The sequence below is a fragment of the Snuella sedimenti genome (genome assembly GCF_016428595.1).
GTDB lineage: Bacteria > Bacteroidota > Bacteroidia > Flavobacteriales > Flavobacteriaceae > Snuella > Snuella sedimenti.
In genome coordinates this window covers 71,103-91,200 of the sequence record NZ_JAELVQ010000009.1, presented here as the reverse complement: position 1 = coordinate 91,200, position 20,098 = coordinate 71,103, and the positions used below count along the sequence as shown (strand labels likewise).

20 protein-coding genes are annotated in these 20,098 nt (G+C 36.6%); 10 read left to right on the top strand and 10 right to left on the bottom strand.

The features are described 5' to 3' along the window. Positions 1–26: 26 nt before the first annotated feature. The 3 genes from JF259_RS08980 to JF259_RS08970 form a co-directional block, all read right to left on the bottom strand. Positions 27–1,799, bottom strand: a complete 1,773-nt coding sequence (locus tag JF259_RS08980) for an energy transducer TonB (protein WP_199114983.1) — start codon at positions 1,797–1,799, stop codon at positions 27–29. A gap of 11 nt (positions 1,800–1,810) precedes the next feature. Further along, positions 1,811–2,353 (bottom strand): RNA polymerase sigma factor, encoded by a 543-nt coding sequence (locus JF259_RS08975; protein WP_199114982.1) that lies wholly within the window; start codon positions 2,351–2,353, stop codon positions 1,811–1,813. 118 nt (positions 2,354–2,471) lie between these two features. Beyond that, the gene (locus JF259_RS08970; RefSeq protein ID WP_199114981.1) at positions 2,472–3,236 is read right to left on the bottom strand and encodes a TerB family tellurite resistance protein; all 765 of its coding nucleotides are present in this window, start codon (positions 3,234–3,236) and stop codon (positions 2,472–2,474) included. A 231-nt stretch (positions 3,237–3,467) separates the two neighbouring features. On the opposite strand from JF259_RS08970, the gene JF259_RS08965 reads away from it, so the two are divergent. The 4 genes from JF259_RS08965 to JF259_RS08950 all read left to right on the top strand — a co-directional run bounded on the left by JF259_RS08965 (position 3,468) and on the right by JF259_RS08950 (position 6,657). Then, positions 3,468–3,878 carry a BrxA/BrxB family bacilliredoxin gene (locus JF259_RS08965; RefSeq protein ID WP_199114980.1) on the top strand — a complete coding sequence of 137 codons (411 nt, stop codon included), beginning with the start codon at positions 3,468–3,470 and terminating at the stop codon, positions 3,876–3,878. A 301-nt stretch (positions 3,879–4,179) separates the two neighbouring features. Continuing rightward, on the top strand, positions 4,180–4,917 hold the full coding sequence (locus JF259_RS08960; protein WP_199114979.1) for a lysophospholipid acyltransferase family protein: 738 nt from the start codon (positions 4,180–4,182) through the stop codon (positions 4,915–4,917). An 11-nt stretch (positions 4,918–4,928) separates the two neighbouring features. After that, a complete protein-coding gene (locus tag JF259_RS08955) occupies positions 4,929–5,933 on the top strand; it encodes an acyl-ACP desaturase (RefSeq protein WP_199114978.1) in 1,005 nt (334 codons plus the stop codon). A gap of 67 nt (positions 5,934–6,000) precedes the next feature. Beyond that, positions 6,001–6,657 (top strand): HD domain-containing protein, encoded by a 657-nt coding sequence (locus tag JF259_RS08950; protein ID WP_199114977.1) that lies wholly within the window; start codon positions 6,001–6,003, stop codon positions 6,655–6,657. Between the two features lie 135 nt (positions 6,658–6,792). On the opposite strand, the gene JF259_RS08945 is transcribed toward JF259_RS08950, so the two are convergent. The 6 genes from JF259_RS08945 to trhO form a co-directional block, all read right to left on the bottom strand. Beyond that, the gene (locus JF259_RS08945; protein WP_199114976.1) at positions 6,793–9,138 is read right to left on the bottom strand and encodes a penicillin-binding protein 1A; all 2,346 of its coding nucleotides are present in this window, start codon (positions 9,136–9,138) and stop codon (positions 6,793–6,795) included. A 69-nt stretch (positions 9,139–9,207) separates the two neighbouring features. Further along, positions 9,208–9,699: a gliding motility lipoprotein GldH gene (locus JF259_RS08940; RefSeq protein WP_199114975.1), complete on the bottom strand. Its 492-nt coding sequence runs from the start codon at positions 9,697–9,699 to the stop codon at positions 9,208–9,210. Continuing rightward, the gene (locus JF259_RS08935) at positions 9,686–10,882 is read right to left on the bottom strand and encodes a PSP1 domain-containing protein (RefSeq protein ID WP_199114974.1); all 1,197 of its coding nucleotides are present in this window, start codon (positions 10,880–10,882) and stop codon (positions 9,686–9,688) included. Before JF259_RS08935 ends, JF259_RS08940 begins: the two co-directional genes overlap by 14 nt. 118 nt (positions 10,883–11,000) lie before the next feature. Next, positions 11,001–11,231, bottom strand: a complete 231-nt coding sequence (locus tag JF259_RS08930; RefSeq protein ID WP_199114973.1) for a ferredoxin — start codon at positions 11,229–11,231, stop codon at positions 11,001–11,003. Beyond that, positions 11,231–12,475, bottom strand: a complete 1,245-nt coding sequence (locus JF259_RS08925; RefSeq protein WP_199114972.1) for a peptidase U32 family protein — start codon at positions 12,473–12,475, stop codon at positions 11,231–11,233. The genes JF259_RS08930 and JF259_RS08925 overlap by 1 nt, the downstream gene beginning before the upstream one ends. A 9-nt stretch (positions 12,476–12,484) precedes the next feature. Next, a complete protein-coding gene (trhO, locus tag JF259_RS08920; protein ID WP_199114971.1) occupies positions 12,485–13,558 on the bottom strand; it encodes an oxygen-dependent tRNA uridine(34) hydroxylase TrhO in 1,074 nt (357 codons plus the stop codon). Positions 13,559–14,135: 577 nt separating this feature from the next. On the opposite strand from trhO, the gene recA reads away from it, so the two are divergent. The 4 genes from recA to JF259_RS08900 all read left to right on the top strand — a co-directional run bounded on the left by recA (position 14,136) and on the right by JF259_RS08900 (position 17,708). Next, positions 14,136–15,137, top strand: a complete 1,002-nt coding sequence (recA, locus tag JF259_RS08915) for a recombinase RecA (protein WP_199114970.1) — start codon at positions 14,136–14,138, stop codon at positions 15,135–15,137. A gap of 119 nt (positions 15,138–15,256) precedes the next feature. Beyond that, positions 15,257–15,667: a hypothetical protein gene (locus tag JF259_RS08910; protein ID WP_199114969.1), complete on the top strand. Its 411-nt coding sequence runs from the start codon at positions 15,257–15,259 to the stop codon at positions 15,665–15,667. A 38-nt stretch (positions 15,668–15,705) separates the two neighbouring features. Continuing rightward, positions 15,706–16,248 (top strand): RNA polymerase sigma factor, encoded by a 543-nt coding sequence (locus JF259_RS08905; RefSeq protein WP_199114968.1) that lies wholly within the window; start codon positions 15,706–15,708, stop codon positions 16,246–16,248. Next, positions 16,248–17,708: a hypothetical protein gene (locus JF259_RS08900; RefSeq protein ID WP_199114967.1), complete on the top strand. Its 1,461-nt coding sequence runs from the start codon at positions 16,248–16,250 to the stop codon at positions 17,706–17,708. The genes JF259_RS08905 and JF259_RS08900 overlap by 1 nt, the downstream gene beginning before the upstream one ends. Before the next feature lie 258 nt (positions 17,709–17,966). Here JF259_RS08900 and JF259_RS08895 read toward each other — a convergent pair whose 3' ends face one another. After that, positions 17,967–18,707, bottom strand: coding sequence for a lysophospholipid acyltransferase family protein (locus JF259_RS08895; protein WP_199114966.1), 741 nt, complete (start codon positions 18,705–18,707; stop codon positions 17,967–17,969). A 65-nt stretch (positions 18,708–18,772) separates the two neighbouring features. On the opposite strand from JF259_RS08895, the gene JF259_RS08890 reads away from it, so the two are divergent. Both JF259_RS08890 and trpS read left to right on the top strand, forming a co-directional pair. Then, complete coding sequence (locus JF259_RS08890; protein WP_199114965.1) at positions 18,773–19,015, top strand: GlsB/YeaQ/YmgE family stress response membrane protein; 243 nt, start codon at positions 18,773–18,775, stop codon at positions 19,013–19,015. Between the two features lie 114 nt (positions 19,016–19,129). Further along, a complete protein-coding gene (gene trpS, locus JF259_RS08885; RefSeq protein ID WP_199114964.1) occupies positions 19,130–20,098 on the top strand; it encodes a tryptophan--tRNA ligase in 969 nt (322 codons plus the stop codon).

Genomic DNA, 20,098 nt, shown 5'->3' with positions numbered 1-20,098 from the left:
ATTTGAATTTACAGTATCAACTTTTATCACCTGTTTAGTTTTCTCAACGCCTGTCTAAGCTCCTCAACCGTTACCTCCTTAAAATTAAAGTTTATATCTGGATTCTCTACTGTTGTTGTTTCTATAATATCCAAGAATAGCTTCCCGTTTTGTTTTTTAATAGCCACAAGGCTTACATCTTGGTTCTTAGCTACGGTTCCAAAATCAAAACTCCCATTTACCATAGACCCCGGCAAAATAGCATTTAAGGATTTGAATAACAGACTTACTTTTGCCCTGCCATTTCCATCCTTAACTTTAAACCTATAACGTATACTATTGGCACTTCCTTTAACAAACCGATCGCAGTTAATCCAACCCAATTGTGTAGTAGCCATAACATAGCTTATAGCAGTTCTTCCGCTAAGATTGTCGTTCCCTTTATCTTTCAGGCGCTTTTCGATATATGCCACAGTCACCGAATCAGTATTCAGTTTTCTGATTCTTCTTTCCGGAATAATTTGTGAACCTTCTGTTTCAAAAATAAATGGCAACGAATAGGGAACGGTAACAGGTTTGTCTCGCTGTTTGCCAGGCTGAAATTTTGGTAACAATCCCATTACCCTTTCAACTTCTTCTTCCAAGACCAGGTGATTTGCCCTAGATTGTACCGATTGCACACTCCCATTTTTATCTATTTTAAAAAGTATATTTATGCGTTGCCTACCCTGCAAACCAAATTCTTCAGCTATACCCGTATTAAAATTTTCCCGAACAAACTTTACAATGGCCTCACTTGTACAAGCCTTTTGTTGTAATCTATCACCTTCTTCACAGCCTGGGAAAACGGGAACTTGCTCCACAACTGCATAGGGAACCTCAATATTTTCTTCAACCTCAATATCCTCCACAATAATATCCTGTTCTTTTTGAAGCTCCCAATTTATATGTCCATCCTGCCATTCCCCAGAAAATAGTTGCATACCCGCTTTTTTATTTTGTGTAGGAAATGCTATTTCCATATTAGCATTCTTTTTTAATACCAATTTAGCATTAGCTTTTTTGGCTTCAATATATAACATACCTCCTGTCTCCAATAGTTTCCCCTTGGAAGTTGTAGATAAATTTGCCAAAAGCATATCTTCCAATTTATAAAATTCGGTAACCTCAAGATCAACCACACCTTTTATGGGAAGCCCCTGAGCATTAATAAATGAATTTGCCTTAATCGTTAATTTAGTACCTTCCTTACAAATTACCGTTGTATCCCGTTCGGTATTTATTGATATGCTTTGTGGCGTTCTTTGCAACGGTTTTAAAACCTCTTTAGTAGTTACTGTATTTTTAGCAGTTTCAATTTTTAAAGGTGCCTTCACCGCCTCTTTAACAGTTTCTTTCATAACTGGACTAGTCTCTATAACCAAAGTATCACTTACTTTCAGACTTGGCTCAACAGGTTTACCCTCAACTTTAAGCGTATCCAGCACCAAACTTTCGCGACTTTCCTTCGCCCTCTCATCATTAGGCTTCAAGGTTTTATTAAGAATTAGAACAGCAGTTACAACTACCATTATTAACACAAAAGCCCCCCCAATGTTCTTTATCCATTTGGTTTGTACACACAATTGTCGCGCTTTCATTATTTCCGCCTTTAACTGTACACGTTTTATCCCTTCTAAAAAACTAAGATGCTCATTGTAAAAGGTTTTAAATTCCGGATCTGTTTCCAAGCGCGCTTTAAAAGTTTTAGATTCACTTTCTGTAAGTGCCTTATTTAAATACGCTTCTATTGACTCAATATTTTTAATATGATTTTCCATGAAGTACCGAATTAAGATTGAATCATTTTTAAACGAGTTTTAAAGATCTCTTTTGCTTTTAGCAAACACTTGTACTTTTGGTTTTTTGCAATCTTTTCAGATTTAAATCCCATGCTTTTAGCAATGACTTTAAAAGACATCGCTTTGTTATAAAACAAATGTAAAAGCTGTTGACATCGCGCTCCTAATTCGAGAAATGCGTCCTCTGCAAGCCGATACTTTTTTTCTTCCAGAATACTATGAAAGTATTCTATCTCTGATTCGTTAAAATTATGAAGTTCCTGTTTGGAAAATTTCTTTTGGATATCCTTCCAAATAAATCGTGATACGGAATGTAAATAGGTGTAAAAGGAAGCCGTAAGTTTGAAATCTGATTTTTCAAGATTCCTATTGAGTATAATTAATGCTTCCTGAAACACATCGTACGCATCTTGCTTACTCCCTCCTTTTGAAACAACAAGTGTTTCAATTTTAGGATACAAACCATATAATTTACTAAATGCTTTTTCGCGCTGACCTTGCTTAAAAAGTTCTAAAATTTTTTGATCGTTCATTAAACCTGTTTATTACTTAATGGTCATTTCACGAAAAGGTCTCCTCTTATTTTTTGATAAATTTAAATTGTTTCATGCAATGATTAAAAATGTGATAGGCTTTCTTTTTTCAAACATTCTAAAACCCACGTTCCTTTTGTAGCTTCTCGTAAGCATCCTGTACCTGTCTAAATTTTTCTTCAGCCCCTTTTTGGTGCGCTTCCCCTAAGTGAACAACCTTATCGGGATGGTATTTCTTTGCCATTTTCCTATAAGCCTTTTTAATGTCGTCGTTCGTTGCACTTTTATCAATCTCCAAAATTTTATAGGCATTATCGGCATTTTCATAAAACATAGCCTTGATACTTTCGTAATCGACATGGCTTATCCCTAAATAACCGGCAATAGTATGAATCTGATTTAATTCACTATCGGTAACAAAACCATCGGCCTTGGCTATACCAAATAAAAAATGTAGTAACTGTAAACGCGATGCGTGCTGCATCATCTGTTTTATCTGTAAACACACCTGCCTCGTTGAAATATGCTGTTGCTTATTTATCTCCTTAAACAATCTAAATGCACGATTAGCACGTTCTTTCCCATACATACTAACAAACTGCTGACGTACAAAATCCAATTCACGTTGGTCTTGTTTGCCATCAGCCTTTATAACGACAGAAGCCAAAATAAGTAGGCTCACTTCAAAATCACCGGGTTGCGTTTGTGGCTGCCGTCTTTGCGTACCATAATCCACTCGACGCCTTTGACGTGTGGTGCTTTCAACATCCTTCCCGTTTGCAATAGCATCAACAACACTTCCTAAAGCCAAACCAACAATAGCACCAATAGGACCACCAAACGACCAGCCAATAGAGGCGCCTATCCATTTTGAAAAATTCATGTAAGTATCAATTTTATTAATCGTCAAACCTACATATAAATAAATTCTTTTAAAAGAAGAAATTATAATTAAGAGACTGATTAAATTTAACGATTGAATTCGATTAAACAAAAAAGCTTAAACAAGCTCTTCAAGTGAACATCATATTTGTTAGTTGATAGTATTACTTTTTTGTTACACAAATTGGTATCTTTGCAGTCTTAAACTGTTAATTATTAAAATTAAAGAAATATGTATCCAGCAGAATTAGTAAAACCAATGCGTGAAGATTTAACTCGTGTTGGCTTTGAAGAGTTACACACCCCCGAAGACGTTGACACTGCCTTGGCAAAAGAAGGCACAACTTTAGTAGTTGTAAATTCGGTTTGTGGCTGTGCAGCAGCAAATGCACGTCCGGGAGCACGACTAAGTTTAGAAAACACGAAACGCCCTGACCATATCGTTACTGTTTTTGCAGGTGTTGATAAAGACGCTGTTGCACAAGCAAGACAACATATGATTCCGTTCCCTCCAAGTTCACCGAGTATGGCTTTATTTAAAAATGGTGAATTGGTACACATGTTAGAACGCCATCATATTGAAGGCCGTCCAGCCGAATTAATTGCAGAAAACTTAATAGACGCTTATAACGAGCACTGCTAAAATTAAATAATGAAGTGGTTTAAACTTTTTGGATTGAAGCGAAAATTAATGGGTTTGTGACCAAATGAAGGCTTTTTTGAGTCGTATAGCAGGGCTACGTGACGATAAAAAAACAAAATATGGGCGCAAACTGGCAATCTTTTAGCCAATTTGTAAAAGTTCAAATCACTTCAATAGTTAAACACCTAAACCACACTTCTTTGTGTGGTTTTTTTTACACCAAAATCCATCAAACATTCATTGCTAAAATAACCATTGTCTACCTGTAGACTAAAACTAAGTTTTTACTTATTTTTGGAGCATGCAAAAAATATTATCGTACCCTCTTAGTTGTATCTATCATTTATGTTTTTTATTAACACTTATTATTTTCCACCCAATACAGTGGATTTGTTTTAATTTATTTGGCTATCAAGCACACAAAGTAAGTGTCGATATTTTACAATTTTTTTTAATGCGATGCGCCAACATTTTAGGCACACGATTTTCATACATCAACCCGCACAAAATTGACGAAAACAGACCTCTCATTATTGTTGCGAACCACCAAAGCTTGCACGATATCTATCCCCTAACATGGTTTATGCGCAAACACCACCCTAAATTTATAAGTAAAATAGAATTAGGAAAGGGCATTCCCAGTGTATCGTATAACTTACGTCATGGAGGCGCTGCATTAATAGACCGTAAAAATCCAAGGCAATCCCTACCTGCTCTAATGAAATTTGGAGAGTATCTTGAAAAAAACAAGCGATCCGGAGTTATTTTCCCAGAAGGCACCAGAAGTAAAAATGGGAAACCAAAGCCTTTTCAAACAAAAGGCTTGGAAATACTCTTCAAAAAAACGCCATCAGCCTTAATTGTTCCTGTAACAATAAACAACTCATGGAAAATGTTGAGATATGGGAAATTCCCAATGGGACTAGGCAATCACCTTAAATTTACCGTGCATAAACCCATAGAATTAGCTACCTTTGCAGATAAGCAGGAGCTTATTAATAGTATTGAAGAAACGATTACAAAACATATTGAATCATAAAAAAACAAAAAATGTCTTTAAAGAATAAGAGATTAGAGGTTATGCAGTTTTTGGAAAAAGACGTTGATGCTTTAATGCAAAAATATTTGATTCCTATAGATAGTATATGGCAACCTACAGATTTTTTGCCAAATTCTGAAACAACAGACCATAACTTCTTTGAAGAAATAAGAGAAATTAGAGAATTAGCGAAAGAGCTTCCATACGATTTTTGGGTTGTTTTAGTGGGCGACATGATTACCGAAGAAGCATTACCTACCTACGAATCTTGGCTTATGGATGTTGAAGGTGTTGATCAGGTAGACCGTGAAAATGAAAATGGTTGGGCTAAATGGGTTCGCCAATGGACGGCCGAAGAAAACAGGCATGGTGATGTGCTTAACAAATACCTTTACCTTTCTGGAAGGGTAAACATGAAAGAAATTGAAAAAACGACTCAGTACCTTATTGCCGATGGTTTTGACATCGGTACCGATAGAGATCCGTACAAAAACTTTGTATATACCAGTTTTCAAGAATTAGCAACCTATGTTTCCCATAATCGCGTTGCCAAAATTGCTAAACAAAAAGGAAATAAGCGCTTGTCAAAAATGTGTAAAATTATTTCGGGAGACGAAATGCGCCACCATAATGCCTATTCGGAGTTTGTAGAACGTATCTTTAAGGTGGATCCTAGTCAAATGATGATGGCATTTCACTATATGATGAAGAAAAAAATTACCATGCCAGCACATTTTTTAAGGGAATCGGGTGGCAAGATAAGTACTGCTTTTGAAGAGTTTTCTAACACAGCACAACGTATAGGCGTTTATACTTCTAACGATTATGTTGACATTCTTCAAAAACTAATAGACCGCTGGGAAATTGGCTCGATTACAGGATTAAATGATGAGGCCGAAAAAGCTAGGGATTACCTTATGAAACTCCCTTCTAGAATGTATCGTTTATCCGAACGCATGAAAATACCCGAAAACTCATATCAATTTAAATGGGTAGAACCAGCTATTGTTAAATAGAAGCCCCATTCCATTCAAATCAAAACCAATTCCTTTCCTTTGTGAGAGGAATTTTTATTTTTACACTATGCAAACTTCTACAGAAAAAATAAACCAAACCATTGCTTTTGTAAAAGAACAATTAACCCATGCTGAAGGGGGGCACGATTGGTTTCATATAGAACGTGTTTATAAGAATGCCTTGTTAATTGCCAAAAATGAAAACGTCGATGCTTTTATAGTTGCACTTGGTGCTTTACTGCATGATATTGCCGATAGTAAATTTCATAATGGAAATGAGAGTATCGGCCCTAGAATAGCACGCGATTTTTTAACAAAGCTTGAAATAAACTCAAGTTGCATCGACCACATCGTCCAGATTATAGAAAACATTTCTTTTAAAGGGGGCAACGAATCCCAAAAATTCCACTCTCCAGAACTGGATGTGGTACAGGATGCCGATCGCTTGGATGCCATTGGAGCTATTGGTATTGCACGTTGCTTTAACTATGGCGGCTTTAAAAACAGGGCTATTTACGATCCTTCTATTGAACCTAATCTTAACATGACCAAAGAAGAATACAAGGCATCTACAGCTCCAAGTATTAACCATTTTTATGAAAAACTTTTACGCTTAAAAGATAAAATGAATACGGCAACAGGAAAGCAAATTGCAACCGAACGACACAATTACATGCTTAAGTTTCTAGACCAGTTCTACAACGAATGGAATGGCAAGATATAAATTTGTACCATTTATAACTTAGAGACCGTTAAAATTACCTAATAAAGAATTTCTTAAAACGAACTATCTCCGAGGCAGAGCCTCAAGGAATTCTTTTCGATTAAAACAACAAATTTCAGGTAAACCTTGCGTTAATTAAAACTCCAAATCATCCGGCAAATCATCGCTCGAATTATCTATACTATTTTTGTCGGAAGCCTTAGAACAATCCACATTTATGGAAAGCTCAAGCGGTGCTTCAAAGTCTTCTTTGGAGATATTCAAAGTCTCATCGGCGTAACAGTTTTTCATATACACCCCCCATATTGGTAAGGCCATAGCTGCTCCCTGTCCATAGGTAATGGTTTTAAAATGAACCGATCTTTCTTCGGCCCCTACCCAAACACCGGTCACCAAATTGGGTACCATACCCATAAACCAACCATCACTCTGGTTTTGTGTAGTTCCTGTTTTTCCTGCTATAGGATTTGTAAATTCATAAGGGTAACCGGTAATTATTTCTCTGTAGTCCGCTCTGTAAGCATCTCTGCCTTTACCCCTTAAGCGCGCACCCGAACCATATTGTGTTACACCTTCTAAAAGCTTCACAGTCACATAAGCAGATTCGTCACTTAATACATCCCTTGTCTCCGGCTTAAATTGATATAGTACCGTTCCGTTTTTATCTTCAATGGCTGTTACCAATACAGGTTTTGTATAGACCCCTTTATTAGCAAAGGTAGCATAAGCTCCTACCATTTCATACACACTGAGTTCTGCTGTTCCCAATGCGATAGCCGGCACCGGCAGTATCTCAGACTCAACACCTAACTTTCTGGCCAGATCCACCACCGTTTGAGGTCCTACCTTATCCATTAACCGTGCTGTTACCGTATTTACCGAATTGGCCAGAGCATCCTTTAAAGTTCTAATTCCACCATATTTATCACCCTCATTTTTAGGACACCACTCTTCTGGATTGCCATACTTCCCTTTGTCTATACAGAAAGGCGTATCAGGTAATTCGTAGCAAGGTGATAAGTGTAACTGGTCTATAGCCGTTGCATAAACAAACGGCTTAAAAGTAGAACCAACCTGGCGTTTTCCCTGGCTTACCATATCGTATTGAAAATGCCTGTAATTAATACCGCCTACCCAGGCCTTTACATGGCCTGTTTGCGGCTCCATAGACATCATACCCGTTCTTAAAAACGACTTGTAATAACGCATGGAATCGATTGGTTTCATAATGGTATCTATCTCCGACGGTTTACCATCTTTCCACTCAAATACTGTCATCTTCACTGGTTTGTGAAACGATGCTTCAATTTCCTTCTCAGACATTCCTGCCTTTTTCAATATCCTCCAGCGCTCACCTTGCCGCATGGAACGCCTCATTAAGGTATCGATAGCTCCCGGTGTCAATTCTAAAAACGGAGCAGTAGGGTTTCGCTTCGGGGTATTTTGATTAAAAAACTCCGCTTGTAATCGCGGCATATGTTGCTGTACAGCGTCCTCGGCATACTGTTGCATACGTGAATCGATAGTGGTATACACTTTTAAACCATCATTGTACAAGTTCCACTTGCTACCATCGGGTTTTGGATTTTTCTTAATCCAATCTTTCATAAACGTTTTTAAATACTCCCTGAAGTAGGTAGCAATCCCCTCACGATGAGATTCCGGAGAATAATTCAGGTCTAAATCTGTTTGTTGTAAGGAGTCTTTAACCGCTTCATCTATATAACCGTATTTGGCCATTTGTGCCAATACTACATTACGTCGTTTAAGTGTTTCGTCAGGGCGTACTCTTGGATTGAAATAGGATGAATTTTTAAACATACCTACCAGCATGGCCGATTCCTTAAGCCCCAACTCTTTAGGCTCTTTACCAAAATAAATTCTAGAAGCACTACGGATACCATCGGCATTATTTAAAAAATCATAAATATTGAAGTATTGGGCGACAATCTCTTCTTTGGTATATTGACGCTCCAAACGAATGGCAATGATCCATTCCTTTGCTTTTTGTAATATGCGCTCTACAGTATTTTTAGATCCTTCGCCATGGAATAACTTTTTTGCCAACTGTTGCGATATGGTACTGGCTCCACCCCCGCTTCCCAGTGTTAAAACAGCCCTAATCGTTCCACGGGCATCAATCCCCGAATGCTCTTCAAAGCGAGCATCTTCGGTGGCAATGAGTGCATCCACTAAATGCTTTGGCAATTCACCGTAATCTACCGGTGTTCTATTATCGTCGAAATAAAATTTCCCTAGTGTTTTTCCATCTGAAGAAATAATTTCGGTAGCCAAGTTGGTTTTTGGGTTCTCTAAAACCGTATGATCGGGCATTTCTCCAAACACCCCCCATGAGGCCAATAGAAACAATAAGACTAAAGACAAAATCCCCACAGAAAATAGAATCCAAAACCAACGAATATACTTAGAAAAGTCTTGTGTTGCTGTTTCCTTTTTATTTTTTGTTCTTACTTTCGCCATTTAATTTAAATATTAAATACTTCTCGATACAATTCTGATAAAAAAAACCAGAATCACTCGAAGTGACATTTATTTGTTTAAAGGTTTTTCAATTCTAAAACCTACATCTGTAACGCCATCAAGGTTAATAACACCATTTACCTTTCCGTTTTCACGCATGGCGTGCTGGACATTGACCGTATATTCTCCAGCCTCATTAAATACCACCTGTTCTTTATACCAAAGTTTATTCTCCTTAACATCGGTATAACCTTCTCCCAATAACTTACCGCTTGGATCGGCCATTCTATATTCTAAAGTATCTTTTATTGTCTTACCATGCGGAAACACCATCTCTACGATTAAAAACAGGTTGTTGAATTTATAAGCATTGGTATTCCTTAAATTAACGAACAAATTATAAGCTTGTATGGAATCTGGAGGGCTTACCTTAAAACTTACGATGGAATCTTTATGCCATCCATTAGCAGAAACAGGTTTGTAAACATCAAAAACACGATTTGAGTCACACGAAACAAAAGAAATAATCAAAAAAAATACAAATACACTATTTCTTAACATTTTTGTTTCTTTGAGGTTTTCTTTTGTTGTTAGTATTCTTTTTGTTTTTATTATTCCTGTTCCTATTGTTTTTACGTTTTTTATTGCGTTTTGGACTATCGAAGCGTGTTAAACTATCTTGACCTACAACGTTTTCAAACTCAGCTTTAGTATCCTCCACTAGATCGGAGGCATATTCTTCAAGACTGGCAATGGGTTTGTTATTTTTATTAGCTTCAATAATTTCGTTAGCCTGAGCTGTAGTAATCTTATGCCAATGCATCCATTCACCTTCATAGGCATACCACATGTGACCTTTAAAAATGTCGGTTTTTTGGCAAACAGCAATCCCTTTTTCTGTTTTAAGCTTTATATCGGTTTTTGGAAAATCTTTTAAAGCATCAAGATAGCTGTCCAACTCATAATTTAAACAACATTTTAACTTACCACATTGTCCTGCTAATTTTTGTGGATTCAATGACAATTGCTGGTAACGTGCTGCCGAAGTACTCACCGAACGAAAATCGGTTAACCAAGTAGAACAACACAATTCACGACCGCAAGAGCCAATACCTCCCAGTCTAGAGGCCTCTTGACGAAACCCAACTTGTTTCATTTCAATACGCGTTCTAAACTCGCGTGCAAAAACTTTAATAAGCTCACGAAAATCCACACGCTCTTCGGCCGTATAGTAAAATGTCGCTTTACTGGCATCACCTTGAAATTCGATATCAGAAATCTTCATCTGCAATTTTAAATCAATCGCAAACTGGCGCGCACGTACTTTCATAGGTTCTTCCCTATCGCGTGCTTTTTGCCATATATCGATATCTTTCTGACTTGCCTTACGGTAAATTTTTAGTACATCGTCCCCTTCAAATGCAATACCTTTGCGTTTCATTTGAACACGTACTAACTCTCCCGTAAGGGTCACCATACCTATATCGTGCCCTGATTTTGCTTGTGTAGCAACAATATCGCCAATACTAAGCGTTAAATCTTCGGGGTTTTTATAATAATGCTTTCTTCCGTTTTTAAAACGAACTTCAACCCAGTTGAATGGTTTTTCACCATTAGGAAGTGACATATTAGCAAGCCAATCGAATACGGTTAACTTATTACAGCTATCGGTACCACAAGTACCATTGTTTCTACATCCTTTAGGTTGCCCGTCTTTTCCAGTTGAACAACTGTTACAAGCCATCTTTTTAATATATTGAATTCGTTAAGGCTCTAAAAAGCATTACGAATGAAGGTTAATAATAATTTTGCTTGGTAAAGATAAGATTTAAATACAGACTATTTTAATTGCTTAAAAAGAATTAAATCATCTTAACATCTATAATCTTTACCGGACATGCTTTTGAAGCATTTTCACAGGTTTCAAAACTCAAATCGTCATGTATCTTTAACGTATGAAATCCTTTCTTTTCCTTTGCATGTAAGAGCACGGATTTTCCATCTTTTTTTGACATTTGAAACTGTTCTGGCGCCAATTCTACACAGTAATTACACCCTATGCACTTGTTGCGTTGCAAGGTAACTATCACCATCAGGCTTCCACTTTATTTTCAACAATTTTATACAATTTATCGGAAGGTCTAATTCTAAAAGGCAAGGGTATTGTTACAGAATCTCCTTTGGTGCCTTTCTCTTTTTTCTCATCATTAACCAACATCTCGGCAACCTTAATTTCTTCGGCACCTGTTGTTTTTCCGGTTATCAAAATAGTATCACCAATTGCTACATCGTAAGCTTCTATTTTAAATTCACCAATGTTCGCTTTTGGAAAAAAGTGCACACCTTTGCCAATGTAAACTTTCTTTTGTGTAGCATGGGATCCCGAGCCTTTACTCCATTCTCCTAATTTTTGCCCCAAGTAATAACCACTCCAAAAACCTCTATTATATACTGTTTCAAGTGTTTGCATCCACGAAATCACTTCTTCTTTACTATAAGTGCCTACCTCAATACTATCTATAGCTTCTCGATAGCATTTAATAACCTTAGCAACATACTCTGGTGCTCGCCCCCGTCCTTCAATTTTTAAAACCTTTATACCGGCATCGACTACCTCATCTAAAAAATCAATGGTACATAAATCTTTAGGCGACATGATATACTCATTATCGAGCTCCATTTCAAAACCAGTTTCCTGATCGATTACAGTATATTTTTTTCTGCAATTTTGTTTACAGGCACCGCGATTAGCCGAAGAATTCTGTGAATGCAAACTCATATAGCACTTGCCCGAAACAGCCATACAAAGTGCCCCATGTCCAAAAATCTCAATTTCAACAAGACGCCCCGAAGGCCCTTTTATTTGTTCTTTCTCAATTTGTTCGGTAATCTTCTTTACTTGGCGCAAACTAAGTTCACGGCTTAAGACCATAGTATCGGCAAAGAGCGCATAAAACTTAACTGTTTCAATGTTCGTAATATTTATTTGAGTAGAAATATGCACTTCCATTCCTAGCTCACGCGCCATTGCTATTACTGCTTGATCCATCGCTATTACAGCAGTAATATTGGCTTCCTTAGCTTTTCTAATTAAGGTTTTAACAATCGATAAGTCATGATCGTAAACAATGGTGTTTAAGGTTAAATAGGTGCGGACATTTTTAGCTTTACAACGATCTGAAATCTCTTGAAGATCATCCAAAGTGAAATTAATGGAAGCCCTTGCCCGCATATTCAATTGCTCTACACCAAAATAAACCGAATCGGCTCCATTATCCAAGGCTGCCTGTAAGGATTCAAAGTTACCCGCAGGCGCCATCAACTCTATCTTTTGCATATCAATACGTTACTGTTTATTGGACATAAGAACCTCAAAAATATTTCTTAAATCTTTTTTATAAGGTAAATGGTCTGCTCTTCCTTTCTTAAATATGTCATTGCTATTCCCTTGTCCTTTTCTTAGAGCTTTTTGCTCTTCATACGGTAAGGCATGAATCTCTTTACAGGTAACAGAACAGCAATTGTTCATATCTTCCTTACAATCATCGCATTGAATAAAGAGTAAATGGCATGCATCGTTTGCACAATTGGTATGTACATCGGCTGGTTTCCCACATTGATGACATTGTGCAATGACATCGTCACTTATTTTTTCGGCACGACGTTCATCGAACACAAAATTCTTTCCAATAAATTTATTTTCTATATTTTGCTCGTTAACTTGACGTGTATACTCTATAATACCGCCTTCTAACTGGTATACATTTTTAAACCCTTTGTGTTTAAAATAAGCACTTGCCTTTTCACAGCGAATGCCTCCAGTACAATACATGACCAAGTTTTTGTCTTCCTTATGATCTCTTAAATCGTCCTCAATAATATCCAGGGACTCTCTAAACGTATCCACATCAGGTGTTATCGCATTTTTAAAATGCCCTATCTCACTTTCATAGTGGTTACGCATATCGACAAGAATTGTGTTCTCGTCTTCAATAAGTGCATTGAAATCATTAGCCCCAACGTGCACTCCTTTATTGGTAACATCAAAAGAATCATCGTTTAAACCGTCCGCAACAATTTTATTACGCACTTTCACCTTCAGTTTTAAAAAGGACATATTATCCTGCTCTACGGCAATGTTTAAGCGAACACCTTTTAAAAAATCTATGGTATCCAAATGGGTTTTAAACTCATTAAATCGGTCGGCTGGAAGCGATAATTGTGCATTTATTCCCTCTACTGCCACATAAATACGCCCTAAAACGTCTAACTGGTCCCATACGACAAACAGGTGATCTCTAAATTCATGAGGATTGGCAATCTTGGCGTACTGATAAAAAGAAAGCGTTAATCGATCTTTGCCTGCTTTCTCGATTAATTCTGCTCTTTCTTTAGCACTTAATTTATTGTACAGTTGCATGCTATACTAATATTTAAGGTTAAAAAATATTTTAAAGCCGCAAATTTACAATTTTTACTAGGAGCTAACAATTTATGAAACATAAAAATGCGCTTTAGCAAGTCTAAAGCGCATTAAATCTGACCTGTTTTCTGTTTTGAAATATTTTCATTTTAATCCCAAAAAACAAGCAGTCTAAAACTATTTTTAGGATAATTTTATCTGTTATGCTTATTGTTTTTTAGGGGTCAGGTGTGATGCCCAAATTATCATATCAGTTGGGTTTGCAACTTTTTGTTAATGGGCATTTCATAGCAAAAATTTTCCCTCTTTAACCACTAGATGCAAATTACACAAAAAGGTTGCGTCATAAATTGAACTCATTTAAACTTTTTAGATTGAAGTGAAAATCAGGCATTTTTTGCACATTTGAAAGCTTTTTTGAGTTGCATAGCCGAGCTACGGAAGGAGAAAAAGACAAAAAATGGGTAAAAAAGGGCAATTTTTTAGCCAATTGAAAAAGTTTAAATGAGTTCATTGTATTGTGACAACAATTATAGTATTTTAGCATGACTAAAATGAGATAAAAAAAAGATACATGAGTAGTGAAAAAGACGCTAAGTTAAAAGCACTTAAACTTACATTAGACAAACTAGATAAAGCTTACGGCAAAGGCACCGTAATGAAAATGGGTGACAGCGCCATTGTAGATGTAGAAGCGATCCCTTCAGGATCCTTGGGCTTAGATATTGCACTAGGTGTAGGCGGATACCCTCGCGGACGTGTTATTGAAATATACGGGCCGGAATCGTCAGGAAAAACAACCCTTACATTACATGCTATCGCAGAAGCCCAAAAGGCAGGTGGCATTGCTGCCTTTATAGATGCAGAACACGCTTTCGATAGGTTTTATGCAGAAAAGCTTGGTGTAGACATTGACAATCTAATTATCTCACAACCAGACAACGGTGAGCAAGCTCTAGAAATTGCCGATAACCTTATTCGCTCTGGCGCTATTGATATTGTTGTAATCGATTCGGTTGCTGCTCTTACTCCTAAAAGTGAAATTGAAGGGGAAATGGGAGACTCCAAAATGGGACTCCATGCGCGACTCATGTCTCAAGCACTAAGAAAACTTACTGCATCCATTAGCAAAACAAACTGTACGGTAATTTTCATTAACCAGTTACGTGAAAAGATTGGTGTTATGTTTGGAAATCCAGAAACTACTACAGGAGGTAATGCGTTGAAGTTTTACGCCTCGGTACGATTGGACATTAGAAGATCCACACAAATAAAAAGCAGTAATGGAGACGTATTAGGAAACAAAACCAGGGTTAAGGTTGTAAAAAACAAAGTAGCACCGCCATTTAAAGCAGCTGAATTTGACATTATGTATGGTGAAGGCGTCTCAAAAGTAGGCGAAATACTAGATATTGCGGTAGATTTGGAAGTTATCAAGAAAAGCGGTTCTTGGTTTAGCTACGACGACACCAAATTAGGACAAGGACGCGATGCTGTTAAAGCCATTATAAAAGACAATCCGGAACTGTTTGAAGAACTGGAAGAGAAAATAAAAGCGCTCTTAAAAACAGCTTAGAAAACATTAAAAAATCCCGATTCACATCGGGATTTTTTTTGTTTTAAACGCAACCTTTTTATTTTAAGTGCATCTACAAAGAAAAAAGCACATATAATTAAACTATTAAATTTATTTTTATGAAAAAGTTCCTTGTATTCTGCATGACACTCGTTCTCTTTAGCGCATGTAGTATAGACGATGATGGTACAAATTACGATTTAGAAGTTTTGCCAATAGAAAGTGTAGACATTCCTGACGAATTTGCACTTGGCGAAACCTACCCTATTACTATCACCTATTTAAAACCATCAACCTGTCACGCTTTTAAAGAGTTTTACTACTTAAAAGACAATAACGAACGTACTGTAGCAGCAATAAACTATGTATTTGAAAAAGATAATTGTGAAGTATTGGAAAATGAACTTGTAGAAGCTACCTTTAACTTTGTAGTTACCAGCAATGGCTCCTACATATTTAAATTTTGGCAAGGTGAAGACGAAAACAACGAAGATCAATACTTGATTATTGAAGTTCCTGTTACTTCATAACACCCACTAGTTTTAAAACTAATTAATATGCGTTTAATTTGAGTTTAAAGCAGCTCATAGAAGATTGTAAAGCCAACAATACTAAAGCACAAGGGGAATTATACAAACTCTTTTCGAGTAAGCTATTCTCTGTTTGCTTAAAGTATTCGAGAAACTATGCCGAAGCCGAAGATAATCTTCAAGATGCATTTTTAACAATTTTCGATAAAATTAAACAATATAAGAACAAAGGGTCTTTTGAAGGCTGGCTAAAGCGAATAGCCATTAATACAGCACTGCAACGCTACAGAAGTGAAAAAGTTTTTAATATTACAAACGAAAACACGATTGAAGATAATGAAATAGAAATTGACGAGGACTCCTATTCTATAGACTATCTTCTAAAAATCATTCAAGAACTTCCAGATCGTTACAGGTTGGTTTTTAACCTATATGTACTTGATGGTTATTCGCATAACGACATAGCAGGAATGCTTAATATTAATGTTGGTACTTCAAAATCTAATTTGGCCCGTGCCAGACAGATTTTGAAAAAAACGATTGAAAATCACAAAGCAACACAACGCATACAATCATTATAATGGGAGACAAAAAACATATAGACCGCTTATTCCAGGAACGCTTTAAGGACTTTGAAGTGGCACCAAGCGATGCTGTTTGGAAACATATTGAAGCCCGACTGGACAAAAAAAAGAAAAAACGACGCATTATTATCCCAATATGGTGGCGTTACGCAGGTGTTGCCGCTTTACTATTACTACTGCTAACCGTTGGCATGATTTATTTTAACCAGGATAATACTATTCCTGAAAACCAGGTTGTCAACACAGAGAAAACGCCTTCTCCAAACAATGAAAACACAAGTACCCCTAACGGCTTTAATAATCAAGAAGGTATTGTTACCAACTCAGATAATTCAGAAAACATATCAGATGAAGAAGGAAAAGGGGAAACGCCATTACAGCCTTCCAATAACATACCCCCTTTGAGCGAATCGGCAATAGCAGAAACAACTTCTCCTAATAATAAAAACAGTGATGAGCCATCCAATAAAGTCTTAAACACCAAAAGCAAAACCGCCATTGCTAACTATTTAAAAGAAGACCAGTCCAAGGACACGGATCCTTTAATCACTATAGATAAAGCCAAAGACCTTTTTAACAAGCAATCACAAGACATCACCGACATTGTATCTTCCGAAAAAACAGAAGACAATAAAACTAATAACAATGCAAAACAAAATCCGCTTACTATAGAAGACGCCTTAGAAGGAACCAAAGACATTATTGAAAAAGAAGGGCGCTTAAACAGATGGCGCATTATTCCTAATGCTGCTCCTGTTTATTTTAGCAGTTTAGGTGAGGGATCCTCCATAGACCCACAATTTAACAACAACTCTAAAAGTGGTGAACTCAATATGAGTTATGGCATTACGGCTAGCTATGCTATTAACCGGAAACTGAGCATTAGATCGGGTATTAACAAAGTAAACCTAGGCTACAACACCAACAACATTGTTGTAATACAAACAATAGGAATAAATGCAAATAGCAAACTACTACAAAATGTAGCAATAGCTCCTAGCAACAATATAAACAGTGCTCCTGAAGCCGACATGTCATTTATTAGCAACGAAAGCCTTAGTGCCAGTAAGCGACCCGAAACGCTTACAGAAACATCCAACACATCCATAAACCAAGCTCTTGGATTTATTGAAGTGCCCCTAGAAATCGAATATGCACTTTTAAATAAAAAATTAGGCGTTAACATCATTGGAGGCTTTAGCTCATTCTTTTTAAGTAATAACAAAATATATACTGAAACTGAAGGTTCTAGAAGCCTTTTAGGAGAAGCCACCAACTTAAATAAAGTAAGTTACAGTGCTAATTTAGGACTAGGACTAAACTATAAAATTTCTAAAAGAATAGACTTAGGCTTAGAACCTATGTTTAAATATCAAATCAACACGTTTAACAATACTTCCGGAAATTTCAAGCCCTATTTTATTGGGGTTTACACCGGATTCGCCATTAAATTTTAGGTTTTTGGTTAGATCTGAATGATATTGGTTTTCTTTAAGCTTGGAAATCAATATCGAAAAACTGCTCCTCCCCAGAGCAGTTTTTTTTGTACAAAGGGAAGTCTTAATTTAATGTGAGTTTCGACGTAATTCAACCGGTATTCAAAAACTTATTTTTGATACTATTTTTCTTCGAAAAATCACTCAAATTGACAGTTTTTGAATGAAAATCCTGTTGGATTGAATCGTATTCCGAAGGAGTATTGTATCGAAATTACATTAATTTACACCTAAAACTTTCAATTGATTCAATATGACACTTCTTGCCTTATTGTTTAAATCTTTAGTGTCTTTAACACCCAAGGTATCGGTAAGTAAAAATTTATGAATCTTAACACGCATCCTACCTGGCCCTCCACTAAAAAATGTATACGAAAAGCGTTTTTTATTATCGGCAAAAGTTAATGGAACAACAGGTATTTTATGGTTAATCGCTAGTCTAAAGGCACCATCCTTAAATGCATCCAAAAGAATGTGCGCTTCGGGTACGCCGCCTTCTGGAAAAATACAAATACTTAACCCTGATTTCAATCGGCGTTGTGCTCTTAAAAAAACAGCTTGTCCACTTCTAGCAGAGTTTCTATCAACCAAAATACAGGTGCGCTTGTAAAAAAACCCAAATAGCGGAAGCTTTGCCAATTCTTTCTTTCCAACAAAAACAAACGGATTTTTAACCACCGCTAGCATAAGCATAATGTCGATCATAGAGGTATGATTGGCTATAAACATATAGCTCTTATTCAATTCGGGAGTTTGTTCTTTATAAATTCTATACCTAAAGCCCATACCAAACAGGATAATCTTTGCCCATATTCGAGCTAGCCTAAAAAAGAATGGATACCATGCCTCCCTTAAAATTGAAATTAACAGCAGTGGAGACATCGCAATAATTGGTATTATAACAAGCACATAAAACCAAAAACGATACAATATCCAAAATAGATATTTAAACACATTCATATCTAGCAAAAATAGTATTAATAAATTGATTATATTTAAGGAATACGAACATAAAATTATCGACTATGAGTTTACTTTATGCATTATTAATAGGTGCTATTGCCGGTTGGCTTGCTGGAAAATTAATGAAAGGTGGCGGATTTGGCGTCATTTTCAATATTGTACTTGGTATTATTGGGGGCATTGTAGGAAACTGGGCTTTCAACACCCTAGACATCTCTTTATCGAGTGGGGTAATTGGTGATATTATAACAGGAGCCATTGGAGCCATAATTATTCTATTTATTGCTGGGCTTTTAAAAAAATAAGAGCGCTTCAACACATTAGCGGTTCTTAAAGAACCACTTTTTTATATTCTGAAGTATCCCTACATTTGCCCTTTGTTTAACTTTATAAAAGACTTCTGTTTTAGGAAGAAATAAATGGCAAGAATACTTACAGGTATACAAAGTACAGGAACTCCTCATTTGGGCAATATTTTAGGTGCAATTATTCCAGCAATTGAAATGGCCAACGACCCTAAAAACGATTCCTATCTATTCATAGCAAATCTGCATACATTAACCCAAATTAAAGATGCTGCGTTATTACGTACAAACACCTATTCGACAGCCGCCACTTGGCTAGCTTTTGGATTGGATGTAGAAAAAACTGTTTTTTACAGGCAAAGCGATGTGCCCCAGGTAACGGAATTGTCATGGTATCTAAGCTGTTTCTTTCCTTACCAACGTTTAACTTTAGCCCACAGCTTTAAGGACAAATCAGATCGATTAGAAGATGTAAATTCTGGTTTATTCTTCTATCCCATGTTAATGGCTGCCGATATTCTATTGTACGATGCCGAAATTATCCCTGTTGGAAAAGACCAGTTACAACACATTGAAATGACACGTGATGTGGCTTCGCGTTTTCATACTAAAATGGGCGACACCTTTATATTACCAGAAGGAAAAACTCAAGAAAACATCATGCTTATTCCCGGTACTGATGGTGAAAAAATGAGCAAAAGCAGGGACAATACCATCAATATATTTTTGAATGACAAAAAATTACGCAAACAAATTATGTCTATTCAAACCGATAGTACGCCTTTAGAGGCTCCCAAAGACTGGTCAACATGCAACTGCTTCGCCATTTATAAATTATTAGCCAACGATGCGCAGATTGAAACCATGAAGGCTAATTACGAAAACGGTGGTTATGGGTATGGCCATGCCAAGCAAGCCTTATTTGAATTGATTGTAGATGTCTTTTCGGAGCAACGGGAGCGCTACAATTACTACATGGACAACTTAAACGAAATTGATAAAGCTTTAGCTATCGGAGCTAAAAAAGCACGGTTAGTTGCTAATGATGTTTTAAACCGTGTAAGAGAAAAGGTTGGATATTAA